The organism is Martinezella sp. CNPSo 3732 (assembly GCF_057784515.1).
Genome location: NZ_JBXSOO010000008.1, coordinates 95,426 through 118,502, shown reverse-complemented (window position 1 = coordinate 118,502; position 23,077 = coordinate 95,426). Strand labels below are relative to the sequence as shown.

Genomic DNA, 23,077 nt, shown 5'->3' with positions numbered 1-23,077 from the left:
TTTCATGCAATCGCGGTGCCGCCCCTCTCCTGGCTATCGGCGGCTGCAAGCTGCAATTTCACGAAAATCCTCTCGAAATCCGTGCTTTTTCATGGATACGTTGTTAAGCTGCGGCGTGTAATCTTTAGCGACTTAAAACCGCTTTCGAGAGCAGAACCGTGAACCGCGGCATAAAACAAGCTTCCATTGCCCTCTTTTCCCTGCTGGCGGCCACGCCGGCCCTCGCACAGGCCGATCTCTGCGACGAGCTGCGCGGCCGCTATGTCGACATCAACGAAGTGATCGGCGCCAGCCAGGAAACACGCCAGCTCTCGCGCGCCATCGTGCAGCAGAACCTGATGATCCGCCGGACGATGAGCGACCTGCGCAACCAGGGCTGCGCCGAAGGCGACGATGGCGTATTTGGCGGCCAGGACAATCAGGGCGTCTGCGATGACATCAGGCAATCGATCGATCAGATGCGGCAGGATCTCTCCCTGCTGATGGATCAGCGCGAGCAAAGCGTCGGCCGCGTCGATGCCGTTGCCATGCAGCGCCGGCAGTTGCTGGATACGATGCAGCGCAACGGCTGCAGCCTGCCGGCTTCGGCAACCCCGGATATCGTGATCGATACCCACACGAAGATGGATGCCTATGCACCGCAGGAGCAGTCCCTAGCAAAGCCTGAAAGCTCCATCACCGTCATCGAGACGCCAAGGCTCCAAAAGAATTCCAGCCTCGAACAAAAGCAGGCGCCCGCGACGGTTCCCAAGATAACACAGGCGCAGCCGCAGCAATTTCCGCCGGATCGCCCCTATGATCCTTCGGCCCATAAGGTGCGCCAGGTCGGCCCGCAATTCCTCGCGACCGACCAGGGCAGCATCGACCTCAAGCACCCGAAAGAAGCCGGGCCGCAACCGACGCAATAATACACGGCCAGACGCTTCTCATCTCCGTCTGACCGCCCTGTCTCCCTATTTTCAGATCGTTGCCGGCTGACGCAGCAAGGAAGCAATGGCTTCGTCACCCGTCTCCTGCGCAAGATCGCGGTAAGATCGTCCGGAGGCATCCCTGAGCGAGCGATCCGCACCCTTCACCAGCAGAAAGCGCACCGCCTCACCGCACCGATTGACAATGGCAAACCCGAGCGGCGTCATCCAATCGCGATCGGTGGACTGCCCAGGCGGGCGGAACCCACCAAAGCGGATATTCACCCGCTCGGGATGCTTATCGAGAATGGCAGCTAGCTGATCGATTGTGCCGAAAGCGGCCGCCGCGAAAATATCGAGCGGATAGGCTTTCAGAAACTCGACCATCTCATCCTTGCCATTATATTCGGCCCAACCGATTGGCGGCGCATAAAAATTGGGATCGCGAATAGTGGTATCGGCTCCACGCTCGATCAGCAGTTTCGCCATCTCCATATGGCCATGCAGCGCCGCCTCATGCAGCGGTGTACGGCTCGTCATGGCGTTGACATCGAGGCCCAAAGCCAGCATCCGGCGCACGGCTTCAAGATCATTTTCACCAGCCGCATCATGCAGCATGGCCGGATGAGCTTTACGCATCGCTGCCAACATGACGCCGAGCGGTTGCATGGCAAGCAGCTCCTCGAGCAAAATTTCCTTGTTCATAATCGCGATATAGAACTCGTCCTCCGGCTTCAGGCGAACCGCTACTCCGCCCTTGCGCACAACATATTGCGCCAAGTCATTATCGCCGCTGAGCCGCGCCCATTCGAAAGGCGTTCTACCATTGACCGGTTTGATGACATCAGCACCATTTTCCACCAGCAGGCGCACCCGCTCGCCCATGCGATGTTCCAGCGCCCAGGCAAGCTGATAGTCGAAAACGGTTTGCGTGTTCTCGACGAACCTGCCGTCCTCGCGCACGAGCCAATTGTTCTTATCCCTAGCGGACAAGCCATATTCGATCAGCAATTTCAGGCATGTATCGTCCGGTTCGAACATGCGGTTGTAGAGCGCCTGACTGTCATTCGCCTCGGCGCCGGCATCGAGCAGCAGCCGCGCGAATGTCACGCATTCCGAATGCTGAGGCTGCCGCTCCTTCCCCGCCTCGCCCTCGCCGAAAACACCGGTCAAGACGGTGAATCGATATTGGCCGGCATCGAGGAAGAAGGCGTTGACGTCAGCCCCGCGCCGGACCAACTCGCGGGCTGCCGGCAGGCTGGAACGACCCGGCACGCGAGCGTAGGCCGCGTACATCAGCGGAGTGAGATCATGCGGCCCGCCCTTGCGATCGAGAAGCTGTGGCTGACGATCAAGCCAGCGACTTACACGGTCGGCATCGCCAAGCGCAGCAGCGACGTGAATGCTTTCATCGGCAATCTCCGGATTGTCTTCAAGCAGTCGCAACGCCTCATCGAAGCGCGCGGGATCGGCGGGAATATTGGCAAAGTAAGAAACCGTCGCCAGTGACAGGAAACGGTTGGCGAGCTGATCCCGTGGAACATGCTTGCGATCGTCGCTTTCCAGGTATGCCTTGAGTTTCGTCCAGCTGGAAAAGCCGAATTCGCGGGCAAGAACGAGCTGAATGTCCTGCAGCCCCACATCTGCGACGTCGGCAAAATAGGGCGCAACGCGACTATGCGCCGAAGCATCGCCGGCTTGGACGGCCTTGAGGAAAGACTTGGCCTGCTTTTTCAGGGAATCGAGAGTGGCGTCGACAGCCAAAGAGCGCGTGGTCACGATAGACCTCCTTCCATTTACGTCCGGTATCCGCGCCCACAGACTGAAAAGAGGTGTGGCAGTCTCACTTTATATGCATCAGGTGGGCCTAGCCCTTCCCGCGGATCGGATGCGCCCTGAGAACCCATCCAGATCTATCGTGTCGGTTGTGATCTGTCCAGAGCTCAAGCCGGCTCATAGCGGACATAGGCGAACTCGTCTCCGTCCGGTGACCAGTTCGGCACATTGATCGATCCCTGCCCGCCGAAGAGCTCGAACAGCGTCGTGATATTGCCGCCATCCATGTCCATCAGCCGCATCCGCACATTGAGATCGCGCGGGTGATCGAAGACATTGGGATCATAGGAGATCAGCACGACCTTGTCGTTTTTCGGCGACGGATGGGCGAACCAGTTGCCGTAGTTGTCATGGGTCACCTGCTCTAGGCCGGTGCCGTCGGGATGGATGCGCCAGATCTGCATGAGGCCGGTGCGGCTCGAATTGAAATAGATCCATTGCCCGTCGGCGGAGAAATCCGGCCCGTCATTGCGGCCCTCGCCATGCGTCAGTCGGGTCTCTTCGCCGCCATCGATCGAGATCGTATAGATATCGAAAACGTCGCTGCGGATGCCGCAATAGGAGAAGCGCTTCCCGTCCGGCGACCAGCCATGCCAGTAGGAGGGCAGATTGGTGGTCACCTGCCTTGGCGTACCGCCCTCTGCCGGCAGAACATAGATGCAGGATTTGCCGTACTGGGTCTTGTCGGAAATGGCGATCAGCGATCCATCCGGGGAAATGCCGTGATCGTTGTTGCACTGGGTCGCAAAGCCGGTATCGACCTGGGCGATGCCGCTGCCATCCAGTGGTAGCCGATAGAGCAGCCCGTCTCCATTCAGCAGAAGATAGCGGCCGTCAGGCGAATAGTTCGGCGCCTCGATCAGCTGGTCCGTTTGCCAGACGATCCGGTTTGCACCCGTGCGGATATTATAGATCTCGACCGAGCTGCGCATTCTTCCTCTCCCTTGCCGCTGATACCGCGATCAGCGATCGCGGAACCGGTTGGTGATTGGATAGCGACGGTCGCGACCGAAATTCTTCTTGGTAATCTTCACGCCCGGTGCGGACTGGCGGCGCTTGTACTCCGCGAGATAAAGCAGATGCTCAATGCGATGCACGGTCGCGACATCATGGCCGCGCGCTACGATTTCCTCAACCGACATTTCCTTCTCAACCAGGCATTCGAGGATATCGTCGAGCACTGGATAGGGCGGCAGCGAATCCTGGTCCGTCTGGTTCGGCCTCAGTTCCGCCGAAGGCGCCTTGTCGATGATGTTGTGGGGAATGACCTCGCCGGAGGGCCCGAGCGCACCGGGGGGTACATGCAGATTTCGCCAGCGCGACAGCGCATAAACCTGCATCTTGTAAAGATCCTTGATCGGGTTGAAGCCGCCGTTCATATCGCCATAAAGCGTGGCGTAGCCGACAGACATCTCCGACTTGTTGCCCGTCGTCACCACCATCGAGCCGAACTTGTTGGAGATCGCCATCAAAATGGTGCCGCGGGCGCGGCTCTGCAGGTTTTCCTCGGTGATGCCGCTTTCCGTGCCCTCAAAGAGATCGGACAAGGCCGAGGTGAAGCCGGTGACGGGATCTTCGATCGGTACGATGTCATAACGGCAGCCAAGCGCTTTGGCGCAATCGGCCGCATCCTTCAACGAATCCTGCGAGGTATAGCGATAAGGCAGCATGACGGTGCGCACACGCTCTTCGCCCAGCGCATCGACGGCAATCGCAGCGCAGATCGCCGAGTCGATGCCGCCGGATAGACCAAGCACGACCGACTTGAAGCCGTTCTTGTTGACATAATCGCGGAATCCCAGCAGGCAAGCGCGATAATCCGCCTCCTCGCCTTCCGGAATATGGGCCCTCGGACCTTCGGCGCAGTGCCAGCCACCACCGTTCTTCTTCCAGGTCGTTACTGCAAGCGCGGTTTCGAACTGGCTCATCTGGAAGGCCAGGGTCTTGTCGGCATTGAAGCCGAAGCTGGCTCCGTCGAAAACCAGTTCGTCCTGGCCGCCGAGCTGAGCAGCATAGATCATCGGCAAGCCGGTCTCGATAACCTGCTTCAGCACGACCTGATGGCGCACGTCGACCTTGCCGCGATAGTACGGCGAGCCATTCGGCGAGAGAAGGATTTCAGCACCGCTTTCGGCCAGCGTTTCGCAAACGCCGAGTTCGCCCCAGATGTCCTCGCAGATCGGAATACCCAGCCTAACGCCGCGGAAATTGACCGGACCAGGCATGGCGCCCTGATCGAAGACGCGCTTCTCGTCGAACTCGCCGTAGTTCGGCAGGTCTACCTTGTCACGGACCGCGATCACCTTCCCGCCATCGAGCACGGCAATCGAATTATAGCGCCCAGTTTCGTCCTGTCGGGGAAAGCCGATAATGACGCCGGGGCCGCCATCGGCCGTATCCGCGGCCAGAGCCTCGACCGCTTTCCAGCAGGCGCGAATGAAGGCCGGCTTCAGCACGAGATCTTCCGGCGGATAGCCGGAAATGAACAATTCCGTCAGTAATACGAGCTGCGCGCCTTCGCGCGCGGCTTCGGCGCGGGCGTCACGCGCCTTGGCGAGATTGCCGGAGACATCGCCGACCGTCGGATTGAGCTGCGCGACGGCGATGCGAATGGTGTTGGTAATCTGGCTTTGCTCTGTCATGCCATACATTTAGCGATGCCATCTTCCTTCCGCAACCGCCTTCCTTCCTGCACACGCATCAAAGATTTCACCACCCGCATAGGCGGTATTTTTGCCCGGAAAAATACTAAGCTAGCCTTGCGGTTCATGCCGCATTCATGACAGAAGCATGACACTTATATGAATATTTTGTAGCTTTTGGAGAAATCATTGGTTGCATTGGTCATCGAGTCCGCCTTGGCGGGCAAGCTTGCCCTTTTCCAGAAGATCGGCACAGCAAGACAGAAGTCCTCTGCTCTGCGCCTGCTTCTGAGCCTCACGCTGACCCTGCTTTTCTCCCTGTCCATCGTCATGACGGTTGAATGGGTCGCGCGCGGCGAATTCGCCTCAGCTTGGACCTATCTCCTTTCCCCGTCCCGCCCCGGCCTCACCACCGTCGGCATCGTTATCTTAGCCATGCTGACGCTGGATGCTCTGATCGGCCGTGCGCACCTGTCCGCTTTGATCATAGCGCCGCTGTTACTCGTCCCAGCGTTCATTTCCAGCCAGAAGCAGAATTTTCTCTCCGATCCGCTCTACCCTTCGGACTTCCTGTTTGGACGGCAGATCATGGAATTGATGCCCGTCATGGTACGCGATCGCCCCTGGACGGCTATGGCACTCGCATTCGGCATCATCGCCGGCACGGCAGCCATGATCCTGCTCTGGCGCCATCTCCGGAGCCACACGATCTCGCTGTCGCGAAACGAGCGCTTCGGCCGGCTTTCGGTCTGCCTGCCGCTGACGGCGCTTTTCGCCTCGCAGATGGACCCTACTCAATATTCCCTTCTTCGCGAGAAGCTGGGCATCATCCCAATCGTCTGGGACCAGACGGAAAACTATAACCACAACGGCTTCATCGTCGCCTTCGCACTGAACCTGCCCATGGCGGACGTCAAGTCACCGGCTGGATACGACCCCGCCGCCATCGACGCCATGCCCGCAAGAAACTACGGCTATCTCTCCGGTCCACGCCAAAAGCCAGACGTGATCATGCTGATGAGCGAATCCCTTTGGGATCCGACGCGGCTTTCCAACATCGCCTTTACGCCCGATCCGATGCCGACGATCCGCGCCAGACAATCCGGATATGTCTTCTCGCCGGAATTCGGCGGCATGACCGCCAATGTCGAGTTCGAGGCACTGACGGGCTTTTCCAATGCCTTCCTTCCCTATGGCAGCATTCCCTATCAGCAATATGTGCGCCGCCCGCTGCCGTCGCTTGCCACCTTCTTTCGCAGCGAAGGCTATATGGCGCGCGCCCTTCATCCCTTCAGCGGCTGGTTCTGGAACCGCAACGAGGTCTACAAGGCCTTCGGCTTCGAGGAGTTTCATACCCAGGAAACCCTGCCGCCAATGGACAAGCGCGGCATGTTCGCCGCCGACGATTCTCTGATGAAGGAAATCATGCGCGAAGGAGACGCCGCCGAGCGCCCCTTCTTCTTCTTTGCCGTCACTCTTCAGGGACATGGGCCTTACGAAGCCGACCGCTATGCTGAGAATACCGTCGATATCGCCGGCAATTTGAAAGACGATGACCGTGCGGCGCTCGCTACCTATTCACAAGGCGTTCGAGAGGCCGATGACAGCCTGAGGATGCTGATGGATTGGGCCGAAAAGCGCGACCGCGAAACCATCATCGTCCTCTGGGGCGATCATCTGCCGCCGCTCGGCAGCGTCTATCCGAACACCGGCTACATGCCGCAGCAGGTGGCGACCCGCAAGGCGCCGCTCGACGTCATGAAGAAGGAGCACGAAACGCCGCTCGTCGTCTGGTCGAGCAAGAAGGGCGTTCGCAAGGACATCGGTACCATCAGCCCCTCACAACTACCGTATCACTTGCTTAAAACCGCCGGCTACGAACATCCTTTCTACACGGGCTTTCTCGGCCGCGTGCAGAAGAAATACAACATCGTCGACCGCTATCAGCTGGCAACCCGCGACAACCAGACCTTCCCCGATTGGGCGCGCAAGGAGCAGGAGCTGGACCCGACCGTGCGCGACTATCGCTATCTGCAGCACGACATGATGTTCGGCCACCAATATGGATTGGAGCGCTTCTTCCCGTCGCATGCGGAGCTAATGGGCCAAGAGGAGAGCTAGCCCATTATAAACATGAGTGAGTGCAGTGGTTTTTTGCGATAACAGTACGCGTCGCAGCTTCATGCTCAATCGAGTTTGAAACCCTTTCCTCGTTGCATTTTTGCGCTTTGGTCGAATAGTTGCATTCAATGCCACCAGGACCTCGGAGCCCCCCCAATGCATAATCTTCCCAACTTCGTTCATCTGCATTTTGACAAGACAGCCGATCAGCTCGGCGACATCGAAAAGCGCGTTCTAAAAAAGGCGCACGAGCGAAAGGTCATCTCCACCGATATCAATGCAGCCATCTCGGCGGAATCATCCAGGGGAGAGCGTCTGGCCGACGGCATAGCCCGCGTCGGCGGCTCCTGGTCCTTCATCATCGCCTTCCTGTTGTTTCTGGTCTTCTGGTGCATCATCAACACCATCCTCCTCACCACCAACGCCTTCGACCCCTACCCCTTCATCTTCCTGAACCTCGTCCTCTCCATGCTCGCCGCGATCCAGGCGCCGATCATCATGATGTCCCAGAACCGGCAGGCGGAACGGGATCGCTTCGAGGCGGCCAAGGATTACGAGGTCAATCTCAAATCCGAGCTGGAAGTGCTATCGCTGCACCAGAAGATCGATATGCAGGTGTTGACCGAGCTTGCGGTGGTGCGGGAAGAGCTCGCCAAGCTCAGCAAGCTCGTTACCGAAAAAGGCAACATCTGAGGGTCAATCGGAGGGGCCGGCCGTCAGCAATCCCGGTCGCCCCTGCCGATATTGCGGCAGTCCATCGCTGACCTCATAATAGTCGCCCTTGTCGGCGCAATAGATATGATAAGCTATCTTGAGGCCGCTGGGCTGGTCGAACAGACCGGCCATGATCGATATTTCAGCGGCGCTATCGGCGACCCAGAACAGAGCCGAGCCGCAGATCTTGCAGAAACCGCGACGCGCGAATGTGCTGGCACGATACCAGGTGATCGCCTCTTCCCCCTTGATGACGAGATTTTCGCGCGCGACGTTGGTTGCGGCGTAATAGAGACCGGTCTGCTTGCGGCACTGCGAACAATGGCAGGCGACGACCTCACGCAGCTTGCCGCGTGTCGTGAAACGTACGCTGCCGCAAAGGCAGGCTCCCGTGTGTTCGTCACTCATCATCGCTCCCTTTGTTTTGAGGCAAACTTCCCGAGAACGGCATTCGGGTCAATTTCAAAGAAATGAAGCGTCTTTCAGCTGGATTGATCGGTCCAGCCAAAAAGCAACGGGCCGGCGTTAGACCGGCCCGTTCGATAAGTCATGGATGCGGCTTTCCTCAGCCGTGTGCGCGCATCCGCTTCTCGTCTCGGCCACCCTTCATCCGCTCGGCGAGCAGGAAGGCAAGTTCCAGCGCCTGGTCGGCATTGAGACGGGGATCGCAATGGGTGTGATAGCGATCCTGCAGGTCCTCGGCACCGACTGCGCGAGCACCGCCCGTGCATTCGGTCACGTCCTTGCCGGTCATCTCGATGTGGATGCCGCCCGGATGCGTGCCTTCGGCGCGATGGATCTGGAAGAAGCTCTCGACTTCCGACAGGATGCGCTCGAACGGACGCGTCTTGTAGTTGTTGAGCGTGATCGTGTTGCCATGCATCGGGTCGCAGGACCAGACGACCTTGCGACCTTCCTTCTCGACAGCGCGGATGAGGCGCGGCAGATTGTCGGCAACCTTGTCGTGACCGAAACGGCAGATCAGCGTCAGGCGGCCGGCTTCGTTCTGCGGGTTCAGAATATCGATCAGATTAAGCAGATCGTCCGCCTGCAGCGAAGGACCGCACTTCAGGCCGATCGGGTTCTTGATGCCACGGAAATATTCGACATGGGCGTGGTCGGCCTGGCGCGTGCGGTCGCCGATCCACAGCATGTGGCCCGAGGTCGCGTACCAATCGCCGGTCGTGGAATCGACGCGGGTAAAGGCTTCTTCATAGCCAAGCAGCAGCGCTTCGTGGCTGGTGAAGAAATCGGTTTCGCGCAGGCTCGCATTGCTCTCGGCGGTGATGCCGATCGCGCGCATGAAATCCATGGTCTCGCCGATGCGATCGGCAAGCTTGCGGTAGCGCTCGCCCTGCGGGCTGTCCTTGACGAAGCCGAGCATCCACTTCTGCACGTTTTCAAGGTTGGCATAGCCGCCCATCGCGAAGGCGCGCAGCAGGTTCAGCGTCGCGGCAGACTGGCGGTAAGCCATCATCTGACGCTCCGGATTGGGAATGCGTGCCTCTTCGGTGAAATCGATGCCGTTGATGATGTCGCCGCGATAGCTCGGTAGCGAGATGCCGTTCTGCGTTTCGATGTTCGACGAGCGCGGCTTGGCGAACTGACCGGCAATGCGGCCGACCTTGACGACCGGCAACTGCGCGCCGAAGGTCAGGACGACAGCCATCTGCAGGAAGGCGCGGAAGAAGTCGCGGATCGTATCGGCACCATGTTCGGCGAAGCTTTCGGCGCAATCGCCGCCCTGAAGCAGGAAGCCATTGCCTTCGGCGACATTGGCGAGATGCGCCTTCAGGCGACGGGCTTCACCGGCAAAAACGAGCGGAGGATAGCTTGCAAGCTGGGCTTCGGTCTCTGCCAGCGCTGCCTTGTCCGGAAAATCCGGCACCTGCTGGATCGGTTTCTGCCGCCAACTGCTCGGTGTCCAATTCTGTGCCATCTCACTCACCTGCTTGTGCGCCCGATCTTGGTCGGGCGTCCCGTCATCGTAAATAACGCGCGCTTATAAACCTTTGCCGCCCACTTGCAAAGGCGGGCAAACTACTGTGCGAATCTTTTATGGTGCAGTCGATCTCCGCGCCAAAACAGGCGCGTTACACGCGCTCGCCGTTGCGGATGCGATAGCTCGGCGAATACATCGTCACCAATTCTTCCGCCGCCGTCGGATGCACCGCCATGGTGCGGTCGAACTCGTCCTTCGTGCAGCCGGCCTTCAGCGTGATGCCGAGAAGCTGTGCCATCTCGCCAGCATCGTGGCCGAGAATATGGGCGCCGATGACCTTGCGGTCCGCGGCATTGACGATCAGTTTCATGATCATCTTCTCGGCTCGGCCCGAAAGCGTCGCCTTCATCGGCCGGAACTGGGCGCGATAGATCTCGAGCTCCGGATAGCGCTTGGCAGCGTCCTCCTCGGTCAGGCCGACGGTACCGATCTCCGGCTGCGAGAAGACGGCCGTCGGGATGAGTTCATGATCCGGCCGGGTCGGATTGTCCTTGTAGACGGTCTCGATGAAGCACATCGCCTCGTGGATCGCCACGGGCGTCAGCTGTACCCGATCGGTGACGTCGCCGAGAGCGAAGATATTCGGAACGGAAGTGCGCGAATATTCGTCGACGATGATAGCGCCCTGCTCGTTGATCGCGACGCCGGCCGCTTCCAGCCCGAGATTTTCGGTATTCGGCGTACGGCCAAGCGCCAGCATGACGGTATCGACCGTCAGGGACTTGTCGTTCTTCGTCCGAACGCTGAGCCTGCCCTCTGCCTTCTCGACGTGCTCGATGATGTCGTGGCAGAGAATGCGGATGCCCTTCTCCTCCATGGCCTCATGCAGGCCTTTGCGCAGGTCGTGATCAAAGCGTGACAGGATCTCGGCACCGCGATAGATCAGCGTCGTCTCGACTCCGAGCCCGTGGAAGATGTTGGCGAACTCGACGGCAATGTAGCCGCCGCCGGCGATCAGGATCGACTTCGGCAGTTCCTTCAAGTGGAACGCTTCGTTCGAGGAGATGCAGAGCTCGTGGCCGGGCAGCGCCGCATGCAGGTTCGGCCGGCCGCCAGTTGCGATGACGATGGTCTCAGCGGTCACGGTCTGGCCGGTCTTCAGCAGCTTGATCGTGTGGGCATCCAACAGCTCCGCGCGTGTATCGAATATCTCCGCCTTGGCATTGTCGAGCCCTTTGCGGTAGAGGCCTTCCAGCCGGGCGATTTCCTTGTCCTTCGCCTCAATCAGCTTATTCCAGTCGAAGCTGCTCTCGCCGACCGTCCAGCCGAAGCCGGCCGCGTCCTCGAAGTGCTCGCTATACTGCGAGGCATAGACGAAGAGCTTCTTCGGCACGCAGCCGCGAATGACGCAGGTGCCGCCATAGCGATACTCCTCGGCGATGCCGACCTTCTTACCGAGCGATGCGGCCACGCGCGCGCTGCGCACACCGCCGGAGCCGCCGCCAATCACGAAGAGGTCGAAATCAAACGAAGGCATGGATCGCTCCTGTAGACATCAAGTTGCGCGCGAAGCGCCATTGGGGGTCGGCACTCATATAGGGAGCCGAGACCCAAAAAGAAAAGCCCGGAATCGATCCGGGCTTCGAATTTGTAACTGCTTGCCGCAGATACCGAAAACAACAAACCTAGCTTTCAAAACCGCTGCGGCAGCTAGCCATTGACTACTGCTTCGGCGCCGGCTGAGCGGCCGCACCGGCATCCGGCGTAACGACCGGCTGCTTGACGACCTTCTGCAGGGCATCGTTGCTCTGCTTTGCGAGATCGCGCGAAATGCCCTGGCTCCAGATGTCGGCCGCCTTGTAAAGCTCGCGGGTGGCGAGCGGACCATCCTTGAGAAGCTTTTTGCCTGCCGGCGAACCGTAGAAATCGGCGATCGCCTTCAGTTCGTCGGCCGAGAAGGCCTTGGCATAGGTGATGGCAGCTTCACGCTCCAGATCGGCACGACGCGGTGCGAGCGCGAGCGCGGTCGCATCGACGGTCGAGTTGATGGCATCGCCGAAATTCGGGTTTGCCTGGATCATCGTGCTCTTCAGCTGCTCGGCGAGATTAGGCAAGATATTGTCGAACTGGTTGGTGATGCCGAGAGCGTTGATCGCGGCGCGCGCAGCCTTGATCTGATCCTCGGAAACTTCCTGAGCGTTGACGGAACCGAAAGCAATGCCGGAAAGAAGGATGGTTGCAGCGGCAAGACGGCCAAGACCCGCAAATTTGATCATGAGATGAGTGCTCCTATGTATTGTTCGCCTGCAACGTGCGCGCACCGGCAGGGCCGGCAATGATCGCTTGTGTCGCCATATGGATAAAGAGCCCGTGTTCGACAACGCCGGGAATCGAATAGAGCTCGCTCGACAGCGCCTCTGCATCAGGAATGCGGCCGAAAGATGCATCGACGATGTAGTGCCCCCCATCGGTCACAAAGAGGCTGTCACCGGAGCGGCGCATGTTGAGCGCGCCCGAGAGCCCAGTACGCGATGCGGCCTTCTCGATGAGGATGCGGGTGGAAACGAGACCGAAGGGATTGACTTCGATCGGCAGTGGATATGCGCCGAGCGTCTCGACGACCTTGCTTTGATCCGCGATGACGATCATGCGGGCTGAGGAAGCCGCAACGATCTTCTCTCGCAGCAGCGCACCGCCACCACCCTTGATCAGCGTCAGCGCACCATCAAGCTCATCGGCGCCATCGATGGTGAGATCGAGTTCCGGAAGCTCGTCGAGCGACTTCAACGGTACACCGAGTTCGTCGCAGAGCTTGGCCGTTCTTTCAGATGTGGGAACGCCCTGGATCGAGAGGCCGGCTGCGACCTTTTCAGCCAGCAGACGAACGAACTCCTCCGCCGTGCTGCCGGTGCCGATCCCGAGCCGCATGCCGCTTTCGACATAGGCGAGCGCAGCTCTCGCAGCCTCGATTTTCATCTGGCGGGCGTCCATGCGCCACCTGCTCCCATTGTTACGTTGGTCTGCTGTTTACACGGCTCTCCAGCCAAACGAAAGCCAAAATAACGGCATGATATAGAAATCCCCGGCGCCTTCCCGCCTAGGCTTTCCGGCACTTCAGTTGCAATTGCCCGCGCGATCTTTTAACTCCGGAAGACGCACTCTTTTCTCTGCAAAGGCCGATTCCTCGTGAAATCTCCCCTTGTCGTATTCGATCTCGACGGCACGCTGCTCGACACGCATGCGGACCTGATCGTCAGCCTGAATCATACGATCGACGCACTCAAGCTTCCGCCGGTCAGCTACGACGACGTGACGCATCTCGTCGGCAACGGCGCGCAGGTCATGATCGAGCGGGCCTGCAAGCTGCATGGCTATATGCTGACATCGGAAGAATTGCCTGCCCTCCTGCAGCGCTTCATCACTCACTATTCCGAAACCATGCCCGGCGTCACGCAGCCTTACCCGGGTCTGCTCGCAGCCCTCGATACGCTGAGGAGCCAGGGCTATAAGCTCGCCGTCTGCACCAACAAGATGGAATCGCTGGCACGTACCCTGCTCGAACGACTGAAGCTGACCCATTACTTCGAGGCCATTACCGGCGGCGACACCTTCACCGTCCGCAAGCCGAATGCCGAGCATCTGATCGGCACAGTCGAACGCGCCGGCGGCGACATCGCCCGGACGATCATGATCGGCGACAGCATCAACGACATCCTCGTCGCCCGCAATGCTGGCGTGCCCTCCATCGCGGTCCCCTTCGGCTACTCCGATGTCGGCATCGAAACGCTAGGCCCGAACCGCATCATCTATCACTATGATGAGCTGACGCCGGAGCTGGTCGAGGGATTGCTGGCGGCCTGAAAATACTAAAATCCCTGTTGGTTCGAACGGCGCGGTTGTAACGGGCCTTGCGTGATTCACGCGCTTCCGCCACAACTTATCGAGGTTCTACTATCAGTACCATGACCGCGCGAGGGAAAGCCACGCTGTGCGATGTTGCCGAGGTGGGACGATCACTCGATAGCGGAGCACTCCCCCTTGCTCGTAGCAGATCCCGAAGACCGTAACGCCGGTAGATTGCCAAGCCGCAGAGGGTGGTTTGCCCCTATTGTCCGAACACTGATCATCTGTGGTGCACTATGCGCAGGTATTTGGTTCTACATCTACGGCGACCGCATTATAGGGTACGTCGAGACAGAAACCGGAGCTGGTGCCAAATCCGATCCCGCTCTGACCGCGGTCTATGAGAATTTCGACATCGCACCTTTGCCGAACATTGTTGCAGGCAGACCTGCGATGGCAGCCGATCTCGATATGTTGCGCCGAGAGCATTGTGATTGGAATGCAGTCTACAAATTCGCAGATGAGCTAACGAAGCAGGGCTATCGCCGCGAAGCGGCCAAAGTCTTCACTGCCTTCTCCAACAAGTGCAAGCCGTCGAATATCGCCTTGAGTTCAGCCGCCCAAATTCTGGACGATCTCAGCGACTTCGACGAAGCGCTGAAAGTCTCGAATCAAGTGATAGCAATGTCACCTGGAATGCCCGATTTCTATTTCCAGCGTGCGCGAATTCGCCAAAATGCCAAGAAATATCGGGAGGCCATCGATGACTATTATTCGGTCATCGGCCTTACCGACAATATCGCGATACTGAACAGCGCCGTATTTGAGGGAATCTCCGCCAGCTACCGCGAACTTGGTGAATATTGCGAGGCGATCGGGCCGCTTCAGCTTTGGGTTTCCACCAATCCCGACCGTAACGACACAGCGGTCGTGCGTGGGATCATCAAGCTCTATGAAACGATGGGCAAATGCGCCTCGATCTATGCCACTGGCAGCGATCGATTTCCGACGCAGGGCAAGAACGTCATCCTTGCCAAGGTCTCGGTCAATGGCACGGAGGGCGTGTTCATCGTCGACACCGGTGCAAGCTTCGTGGCGGTGAGCAAAGCCTTCGCCGCACGAGCTAAGCTACCGGCCAACGGCAACAATGGAATATCTCTCCAAACGGCAAACGGCGTTTCTCAAGCCACACGCACAACGGCGACTACCGTGAAGGTCGGGCATGTCCAGGCTAGCGATATCACGGCCGTGGTTCTCGACGACGACACGGCGCTTGGCACTGAAGTCGACGGGCTGCTCGGTCGTTCCTTCCTCTCGCGCTTCGACGTCACCTTCGGCAGCCGGGAGTGGCGGATCGAGGCGAAGAATTGAACTGAATTGCCCGCTGACATTGAGTGACATTCTCATACGAAAGCCAACAAAAAGGGCGACCGATGGCCGCCCATTTTTGTATTTCCTGACTGATCAAACTCAGATCTGTGCAGTGCGTGCCTTTGAGGTCGCATCGAGCGCCTTCAGTGTGGCAGCATCGCGATCGTAGACGTCGTTGAAGTATTGGATGACGCCGTCCTTGTTCGGCCAGGCGGTGAAATAGGCGATGTAGATCGGGAATTTCTGCGGCACGGCCACAGCCTTGTTCTGGCCAGCGGCGATCTGCTTGGCGACGTCGTCAACCGTGGTGTTCAGCACGGCAGCCGCCATCGCGCGCGGATCGGCAAGACGGACGCAACCGTGGCTGAGTGCGCGCATATCCTTCTTGAAGAAGCTCTTCTGCGGCGTGTCGTGCATGTAGATCGCATGCGAATTCGGAAAGAGGATTTTCAATTCGCCGAGCGCGTTGTCGCTGCTAGGCGGCTGGCGAACCGAGATGCTCTTCGTCGAGCCGTACCAGTCGACGCTGGACGAAGCGACGGCGCGGCCGCCGACTTCGACCTGATAGCCCATGCGATCGAGATAGTTCGGATCGGAACGCAGCTTCGGCAGCATCTCGTTGATGATGATCGACTGCGGAACGCCCCAGAACGGATTGAATTCGACCGTCTGCACCTGATTTTCGAAGAAGAAGGTCTGGTGCTGCTTGCTGCCGACGACGACACGCATCGACAGCTGCTCCTGGTTGTTATTGTAGTAATAGACCATGAAGGCCGGCTGATTGATGAAGACGTAGCGCGGCCCAAGCTCGTCCGGCAGCCAGCGCAGCTGCTCCATGGCGATGACGAGCTTCTGGATCTTCACATCGTTGTTCTCGCCGACCATGGCGCGAACGGAGGACGGGCCGATCACGCCGTCAGCGGTCAGACCCTTTTCGCGCTGGAAGTCCTCGACCAGCGACACGAGCTCGGGCGTATAGCTCGGCGTGCCCAGATAGGCGGAGAAAAGATCGGCGTGAGCCGCCTTCAGTGCATCCGAGCCGCGATGCTCGATCGCCTTGACGATATTGGCCATCTCCGGCGAGCTATCGCCTGGCTTCAGCGTGCCGGTCAGGGAAACGGAAATGTGACTACCGTCCGTTCCAGACTCGGAGCGCAGCTTGGCCAACTCCGCCTTCAATTCCATGAATTGCGGATTGGAGGGGTTGCGGCTGTTGATATAAGCGGCGATATCGGGGCTGGCGCGCAGCACATCGAGCATGGCCGTCAGATTGACGTCCTTGCGCTTGAAGTCGTGATAGCCGGAGATCTTGTTCGGGTCGAGACGACCACGAACCGTATCCTGAACGAACATCAATATCTTGCTCGACAGCGCGAGTTCGAACTGCATGAGCGCGCGATCGCGCATCACCGGGTCGGCATTTGCCGCGTCGGCACTCGGCAGCGTCACCGCATAATCGGCAGGGTCGAGGCCGACGGAACCGGCATCGGCAAGAACCGCCATGGCGGCTTTCGCCTTGTCACTGACGGCATGGTCGGCAACCCAGAGAAGCGGCTTGCTCGGATCGGCGTAATAAGACTCGATCGCCTTGGCGATGTCGTTGGTCGCCATGACGCGCGCATCCGCGAGATAGCGGCGCTGCGAGACCTCGGCATCGACAGCAATCGGCGTGGGAGAGGCGTCAGCAACGGCGCCGGTCACCACCGGATCGGCGAAATGCACCGTCGACACCAGACGCATCTGGTCGGCCTTGTAAGTATAGTATTTCGGCGCATCGACGGTTGGCAGCGGCTGCTTTGCCCGCGGAGGCTCAACGGAGTTCAGCGTCTGTGCCGGGTTGACGGGAACCGGAGCCGAAACCTGCGTGCTCTGCTGACGACCCTGACCGCCACGGATGAAATCCATGAGGGTCATGGCACTTGCAGAGGTTGCGCCTATCGAGGAAAGGCAACAGGAAAGAGCCAGGACGGAGGCTGTGGCTTTGGACGCAAGTTTCATTCTCTAATCAGTCCCTGTATCGTGCGGTAACTTCGAGCTTGACGGTGCTGTTTTCAACTCTGCCGCGATGTCTTCGACATCGTATACTCACACTATGAAAACGGCGAGGCCCGCCTTTCGTTCAATGCCTCAACTTCATGTGACGAAGCGGTGGCGTCTTTCGCGGCTCAGTCCACACAAAAATATGAAATTATTGGTTAACGGTTTATTGAATTTTCGAAGACTTTTTAAGCGCCGAAAATGCGTGTCCGTTAATATATGCGCAGCGTGTTAAAAAGAGCACGCCGCACCAAGTAAAACATGACTAAAATAGTCACCAAATGGCGCTTTGATATTTTCATGAGGCCCTTTCGGACCTATATGAGCTGCTATCTGTCTCAACGGAAAGCAGGACCAGGAAGATGACGTCCACTCGCACCGAAACCGATACATTTGGCCCGATCGAAGTCGCCAGCGACCGCTATTGGGGCGTGCAGGCACAGCGCTCGCTCGGCAATTTCAAGATCGGCTGGGAAAAGCAGCCACTATCGGTCGTGCGTGCCCTTGGCATCGTCAAGCAGGCAGCCGCACGCGCCAACATGGAGCTCGGCCAGTTGGATCCGGCCCTCGGCAAAGCGATCGTTGCGGCGGCGCAGGAAGTCATCGACGGAAAGCTCAATGACCATTTTCCGCTTGTCGTCTGGCAGACCGGCTCGGGCACGCAGTCGAACATGAATGCCAACGAAGTGATCTCCAACCGTGCGATCGAGATGCTCGGCGGCGTCATGGGCTCGAAGAAGCCCGTGCACCCGAACGATCATGTGAACATGAGTCAGTCGTCGAACGACACCTATCCGACGGCCATGCACATCGCCTGCGCCGAACAGATTGTCCATCACTTGCTGCCAGCGCTCAGGCATTTGCATGCGGTGCTGGAAAAGAAGGTCGCCGACTTCGCCCATATCATCAAGATCGGCCGCACCCACACGCAGGACGCAACGCCGCTGACGCTCGGCCAGGAATTTTCCGGCTATGCCGCCCAGGTCGCCTCCTCGATCAAGCGCATCGAGCTGACGCTGCCGGGCCTTTGCGAACTCGCTCAGGGCGGTACCGCGGTCGGAACCGGACTCAATGCACCGATCGGCTTTGCCGAGAAGGTCGCCGACGAGATCGCCAAGATTACCGGCCTGCCTTTCGTTACCGCGCCGAACAAGTTCGAGGCGCTGGCCGCCCATGATTCGATGGTCTTCAGCCATGGCGCTATTAATGCCGCCGCCGCTGCTCTGTTCAAGATCGCCAACGACATCCGCCTGCTCGGCTCCGGCCCGCGCTCCGGTCTCGGCGAACTAGCGCTGCCGGAAAACGAGCCGGGCTCGTCGATCATGCCGGGCAAGGTCAATCCGACCCAGTGCGAGGCATTGACGCAGGTTTGCATCCACATCTTCGGCAACAATGCCGCCCTCACCTTTGCCGGCAGCCAGGGCCATTTCGAGCTCAACGTCTACAATCCGATGATGGCCTACAACTTCCTGCAGTCTGTGCAGTTGCTCGGCGACGCCGCAGTCTCCTTCACGGATAATTGCGTCGTCGGCATCGAGGCCCGCGAGGACAACATCAAGGCCGGTCTCGAACGTTCGCTGATGCTGGTGACGGCGCTCGCCCCGAAGATCGGCTACGACAACGCCGCCAAGATCGCCAAGACGGCGCATAAGAATGGCACGACCCTGAAGGAAGAAGCCCTGGCGAGCGGGCTGGTATCATCGGAAGAATATGATGCCATCGTCCGGCCGGAAACGATGATCGGCCCGAAGTAAGTTCCTCCTTCAGCGATTGCCAGGCATAATCCTCCAATGCCGCAGCCATGTGCGTGGCCCCTCACCCCAACCCTCTCCCCGCTCCTGCGGGGAGAGGGAGTTTATCGTGCAAGATCAGCAGCTTCAGTCAGTGCTGCAAATGCGGAACAAGTCCCCTCTCCCCGCACGCGGGGAGAGGGCTAGGGTGAGGGGCCGGGCACAGGGCTTCAGCATCAAAAGACTCACCCGTCCTGCGCATCGCCCCATCGACAATCTCCCATTTTGAGATTTCGACCAGCAGCCAAACAATTGCTTTTGCCTCAAGCCGGATTTAGATCGTTTCCAAACATCTTCCCCGCCATCCGGCTTGAAAGGTTTCCCATATGGCTGACGATCTGTTTCCCCTCGGCGACGACACGACCCCCTATCGCAAGATTTCCGGCGATTATGTTTCCGTCGACACTTTCAAGGGCCAGGAAATCCTGACCGTCGATCCCGAAGGCATCCGCCTGCTTGCCGAAACGGCCTTTGCCGATATCAATCATCTATTGCGCCCCGGCCATCTGAAGCAGCTCGCCTCCATCCTGGAAGACCCCGAGGCGACCGACAACGACCGCTTCGTCGCTTACGATCTGCTGAAGAATGCCAATATCGCCGCCGGCGGCGTGCTTCCCATGTGCCAGGACACCGGTACCGCCATCATCATGGCCAAGAAGGGCCGCCGCGTCTGGACCGAAGGCGGCGACAGCGGCGCACTGGCGAAGGGCGTGCTCGACGCCTATGAGAAGAAGAACTTGCGCTACTCGCAACTCGCGCCGATCAAGATGTTCGAGGAAACGAACACCAAGAACAATCTGCCGGCGCAGATCGACATCTACGAGGAAGGCACTGACGCCTACGAATTCCTCTTCGTCGCCAAGGGCGGCGGCTCGGCCAACAAGACTTTCCTCTATCAGGGCACGCCGTCGCTGCTGACCCACGACCGCATGCTGGATTTCCTCAAGGAAAAGATTCTGACGCTCGGCACGGCTGCCTGTCCTCCCTACCATCTCGCCATCGTCATCGGCGGCACCTCGGCGGAAATGAACCTCAAGACAGTCAAGCTCGCCTCGACGCGATATCTCGACTGTCTTCCCACGGAAGGCTCCGAAAGCGGACATGCCTTCCGGGATATCGAAATGGAGAAGGAAATCCACAAGCTCACGCAGAGCCTAGGCGTCGGCGCACAGTTCGGCGGCAAGTATTTCTGCCACGATGTCCGCGTCATCCGCCTGCCCCGCCACGGCGCCTCGCTGCCGATCGGCCTCGGCGTCTCCTGCTCCGCCGACCGCCAGGCAAAGGGCAAGATCACCCGCGACGGCATCTTCATCGAACAGCTCGAGACCGACCCGTCCAAGTACATGCCGGAGATCGACGAAGCCAAGCTCTCGGAATCCATGGTCCGCATCGACCTCAACCGGCCGATGGCGGATATCCTGGCAGAACTGTCCGCACATCCCGTAAAAACGCGCCTGTCCCTCACCGGCACCATCATCGTCGCGCGCGATCTTGCCCATGCCAAGATCCGCGAGCGCCTGGAAAAGGGCGAAGGCATGCCGGAGTACCTGAAGAACCATCCGGTCTATTATGCCGGCCCGGCAAAGACGCCAGCCGGCTATGCCTCCGGTTCGTTCGGCCCGACGACTGCGGGCCGGATGGACAGTTACGTCGACCAGTTCCAATCCTTCGGCGGCTCCATGGTCATGCTCGCCAAGGGCAACCGCTCGCGCGCCGTGCGGGAAGCCTGCAAGACATATGGCGGCTTCTATCTTGGTTCGATCGGCGGGCCGGCTGCCCGCCTTGCCCAGGATTGCATCAAGAAGGTAGAGGTTCTCGAATACCCCGAACTCGGCATGGAAGCTGTCTGGAAGATCGAGGTCGAAGATTTTCCCGCCTTTATCGTCATTGACGACAAGGGCAATGATTTCTTTCAGGAACTTAACCTTGGATAGAATAGCTACTTTGGATTGAGTATATTAAAAGGGGCGCATCGGCGCCCCTTTCTGTAAAACCATCTTCAATTGTATTATTTTTGAATAAAACCATGGTGACAGACGATTTTTCATAATCGCATTCTTAATATTTTCTCAAAGAATCTTTGCATAGATAAAGAAGAGATTTAACAAATACATGTTACGGAGCTCACCGATGAGTACGGCGATTGCGCCGAAGGCGCAAATTCCCGACGTGGCAGGGCAAATTACCTACGCCATGCGATCCATGGGGGTCGCACCTATTCCGCGCAATTACGAACTTTTCTACGAAGCCTATATCGGCTCCAATCTTGCTCTCACCCGTGAATTGGCAGCTCTCGGCAAGAGCGCCACCCAGGAAGAGCTGGACGAGATCGGCGCCAAGTATTTTCCGCATCATGCAGGTCGCGTCTTCGACGAGGCGCATTCCCGCCTCGCCTCCGAACTCGATGCCGTCCTGCGTGCACTGCGTCAGGAACAGACAACACTCGAAAGCTACAATCGCCTGCTCGGCGAAACCAGCCAAAGCATAAGCTCCAGAAGCCACCACAGCGCCGAACTGCTGCGCGGCGCCATCGACATGCTCGCCGCAGCGACAGGCGACACCATGGCTCACGGTGAAAAGACCGTCGAGCATGTCGTCGAGCGCAGCCAGGAAATGGATCTGGTCCGCAAGGAGTTGGACGAATACAAGCGCATCGCCAACACCGATTCGCTAACCCGGCTTTCCAACCGCCGCGCCTTCGAGGATCGGCTGATCTCCATCTTCGATAACCAGCTTACCCGGCCGACGACCGCTCTGGTTCTTGCTGATATTGATCACTTCAAGCGGGTCAACGACACGTTCGGCCACCCGGTCGGCGACAAGATTCTCGCCACCGTCGCCTCCATCATCCGCGCCAATGTACGTCGCGACGTTTTCGTCGCCCGCGTCGGAGGCGAGGAATTCGCTCTCATTCTGGAAGCCACCGGTGTCGAGGAAGTTACGACGGTTTGCGAACGGATACGTCGCAGTCTGGAGGCGACGCCGTTCAAGAATTCGCGCACCAGGGTCGACTATGGTCCGATCACTCTCTCGCTCGGTATCTGCATGGCTTCTGAAGCAGCCGATTCAGGAGAGCTGTATAACAAGGCCGATCTGGCGCTCTACTGCGCCAAGAATGCCGGCCGCAATTGCAGCAGCATTTATCAGGATGGCATGCAGAAGGACTTCACCAAAAGTTGGCTCATCTACAAGAATTAGAAGCGAAGCCAACCAACCGCCGGCGCTGCTTTCCCAGGCATGCCGGCGGCTCGTTTACCAGAGCGTCTTGGCCGCCCGCACCGGCGCCTCGCGGTCATAGGTTTCCTGGTCGAAATCGGCCTTTGCGGCCTTGAGCATCATGCCTGGGCTCGGCAGGCTTGCTGGATCGACGAACCGTTCCGCATTCCACAGCTCGGCCCGCATCACTGCCCGCGCGCACTGGAAATAGACTTCCTCGATCGTGATGACGACAACGCAGCGCGGATGCTTGCCATCCATCTCGAAACTGTCGAGCAAGACCGGGTCGATCGAGACGACTGCCCGGCCATTGAGCCGCATCGTCGTATTCGATCCCGGAATGAGAAACATCAGCGCTACGCGCGGGTCGCACACGATATTCGCAAGAGAGTCGACGCGGTTGTTGCCGCGCCAATCCGGCAGAAGCAGCGTCTTTTCGTTTTCGACGCGAACGACTCCGCCCAAGTCACCACGCGGTGAGCAATCAAGCCCCTCAGGCCCGACCGTTGCCAGCGCCATGAAGGGCGATGCTTCGATCATCCGGCGATAGAGCGGTGTCAGGACGCTCGTGACCTTGGTGATCGACGCCTCGCCGGCGTCGCCATAGAGCTGCTTCAGTTCCTCGACGGATGTGACCATGTGCATGCGGCCTCACGC

18 protein-coding genes are annotated in these 23,077 nt (G+C 58.9%); 8 read left to right on the top strand and 10 right to left on the bottom strand.

The window, feature by feature from the left end:
• Positions 1–158 precede the first annotated feature (158 nt).
• Complete coding sequence (locus AC13RM_RS16165; protein WP_374817201.1) at positions 159–908, top strand: hypothetical protein; 750 nt, start codon at positions 159–161, stop codon at positions 906–908.
• 51 nt (positions 909–959) lie between these two features.
• Here AC13RM_RS16165 and AC13RM_RS16160 read toward each other — a convergent pair whose 3' ends face one another.
• From AC13RM_RS16160 to AC13RM_RS16150, 3 genes are all read right to left on the bottom strand, one after another.
• Positions 960–2,687, bottom strand: a complete 1,728-nt coding sequence (locus AC13RM_RS16160; protein ID WP_374817203.1) for an ankyrin repeat domain-containing protein — start codon at positions 2,685–2,687, stop codon at positions 960–962.
• Between the two features lie 164 nt (positions 2,688–2,851).
• A complete protein-coding gene (locus AC13RM_RS16155) occupies positions 2,852–3,676 on the bottom strand; it encodes a TolB family protein (protein ID WP_374817205.1) in 825 nt (274 codons plus the stop codon).
• Between the two features lie 30 nt (positions 3,677–3,706).
• Positions 3,707–5,386 (bottom strand): NAD+ synthase, encoded by a 1,680-nt coding sequence (locus AC13RM_RS16150; protein ID WP_285173983.1) that lies wholly within the window; start codon positions 5,384–5,386, stop codon positions 3,707–3,709.
• Between the two features lie 189 nt (positions 5,387–5,575).
• Between AC13RM_RS16150 and AC13RM_RS16145 the strand changes: the two genes are divergently transcribed.
• Positions 5,576–7,507, top strand: a complete 1,932-nt coding sequence (locus AC13RM_RS16145) for an LTA synthase family protein (RefSeq protein WP_374817207.1) — start codon at positions 5,576–5,578, stop codon at positions 7,505–7,507.
• A 156-nt stretch (positions 7,508–7,663) separates the two neighbouring features.
• Complete coding sequence (locus AC13RM_RS16140; protein ID WP_440479266.1) at positions 7,664–8,200, top strand: DUF1003 domain-containing protein; 537 nt, start codon at positions 7,664–7,666, stop codon at positions 8,198–8,200.
• A gap of 3 nt (positions 8,201–8,203) precedes the next feature.
• Here the strand turns inward: AC13RM_RS16140 and AC13RM_RS16135 are convergent, their stop codons facing one another.
• The 5 genes from AC13RM_RS16135 to rpiA all read right to left on the bottom strand — a co-directional run bounded on the left by AC13RM_RS16135 (position 8,204) and on the right by rpiA (position 13,154).
• Entirely contained in the window at positions 8,204–8,629 is a 426-nt protein-coding gene (locus AC13RM_RS16135; RefSeq protein ID WP_440479265.1) for a GFA family protein, read from the bottom strand.
• A gap of 157 nt (positions 8,630–8,786) precedes the next feature.
• A complete protein-coding gene (locus AC13RM_RS16130; protein WP_069613067.1) occupies positions 8,787–10,160 on the bottom strand; it encodes a class II 3-deoxy-7-phosphoheptulonate synthase in 1,374 nt (457 codons plus the stop codon).
• Positions 10,161–10,314: 154 nt separating this feature from the next.
• Positions 10,315–11,700, bottom strand: coding sequence for a glutathione-disulfide reductase (gene gor / locus AC13RM_RS16125; protein WP_440479263.1), 1,386 nt, complete (start codon positions 11,698–11,700; stop codon positions 10,315–10,317).
• A gap of 184 nt (positions 11,701–11,884) precedes the next feature.
• Complete coding sequence (locus AC13RM_RS16120) at positions 11,885–12,439, bottom strand: DUF2059 domain-containing protein (RefSeq protein ID WP_488555279.1); 555 nt, start codon at positions 12,437–12,439, stop codon at positions 11,885–11,887.
• Positions 12,440–12,452: 13 nt separating this feature from the next.
• A complete protein-coding gene (gene rpiA, locus AC13RM_RS16115) occupies positions 12,453–13,154 on the bottom strand; it encodes a ribose-5-phosphate isomerase RpiA (RefSeq protein WP_488555278.1) in 702 nt (233 codons plus the stop codon).
• A 195-nt stretch (positions 13,155–13,349) separates the two neighbouring features.
• Here rpiA and AC13RM_RS16110 point away from each other — a divergent pair, with 195 nt between their 5' ends.
• Both AC13RM_RS16110 and AC13RM_RS16105 read left to right on the top strand, forming a co-directional pair.
• The gene (locus AC13RM_RS16110; RefSeq protein ID WP_113229708.1) at positions 13,350–14,024 is read left to right on the top strand and encodes an HAD family hydrolase; all 675 of its coding nucleotides are present in this window, start codon (positions 13,350–13,352) and stop codon (positions 14,022–14,024) included.
• A gap of 435 nt (positions 14,025–14,459) precedes the next feature.
• Positions 14,460–15,377 carry a TIGR02281 family clan AA aspartic protease gene (locus tag AC13RM_RS16105; protein ID WP_285173990.1) on the top strand — a complete coding sequence of 306 codons (918 nt, stop codon included), beginning with the start codon at positions 14,460–14,462 and terminating at the stop codon, positions 15,375–15,377.
• Between the two features lie 99 nt (positions 15,378–15,476).
• On the opposite strand, the gene AC13RM_RS16100 is transcribed toward AC13RM_RS16105, so the two are convergent.
• Complete coding sequence (locus AC13RM_RS16100; protein ID WP_440479261.1) at positions 15,477–17,375, bottom strand: L,D-transpeptidase family protein; 1,899 nt, start codon at positions 17,373–17,375, stop codon at positions 15,477–15,479.
• 401 nt (positions 17,376–17,776) lie between these two features.
• On the opposite strand from AC13RM_RS16100, the gene fumC reads away from it, so the two are divergent.
• The 3 genes from fumC to AC13RM_RS16085 all read left to right on the top strand — a co-directional run bounded on the left by fumC (position 17,777) and on the right by AC13RM_RS16085 (position 22,402).
• Positions 17,777–19,168: a class II fumarate hydratase gene (fumC, locus tag AC13RM_RS16095; protein WP_488555277.1), complete on the top strand. Its 1,392-nt coding sequence runs from the start codon at positions 17,777–17,779 to the stop codon at positions 19,166–19,168.
• Positions 19,169–19,530: 362 nt separating this feature from the next.
• Positions 19,531–21,138 carry a fumarate hydratase gene (locus AC13RM_RS16090; protein WP_488555276.1) on the top strand — a complete coding sequence of 536 codons (1,608 nt, stop codon included), beginning with the start codon at positions 19,531–19,533 and terminating at the stop codon, positions 21,136–21,138.
• A gap of 196 nt (positions 21,139–21,334) precedes the next feature.
• Entirely contained in the window at positions 21,335–22,402 is a 1,068-nt protein-coding gene (locus tag AC13RM_RS16085; RefSeq protein WP_488555275.1) for a GGDEF domain-containing protein, read from the top strand.
• Between the two features lie 54 nt (positions 22,403–22,456).
• Here the strand turns inward: AC13RM_RS16085 and AC13RM_RS16080 are convergent, their stop codons facing one another.
• Entirely contained in the window at positions 22,457–23,065 is a 609-nt protein-coding gene (locus AC13RM_RS16080; protein WP_374817227.1) for a pyridoxamine 5'-phosphate oxidase family protein, read from the bottom strand.
• Positions 23,066–23,077 lie beyond the last annotated feature (12 nt).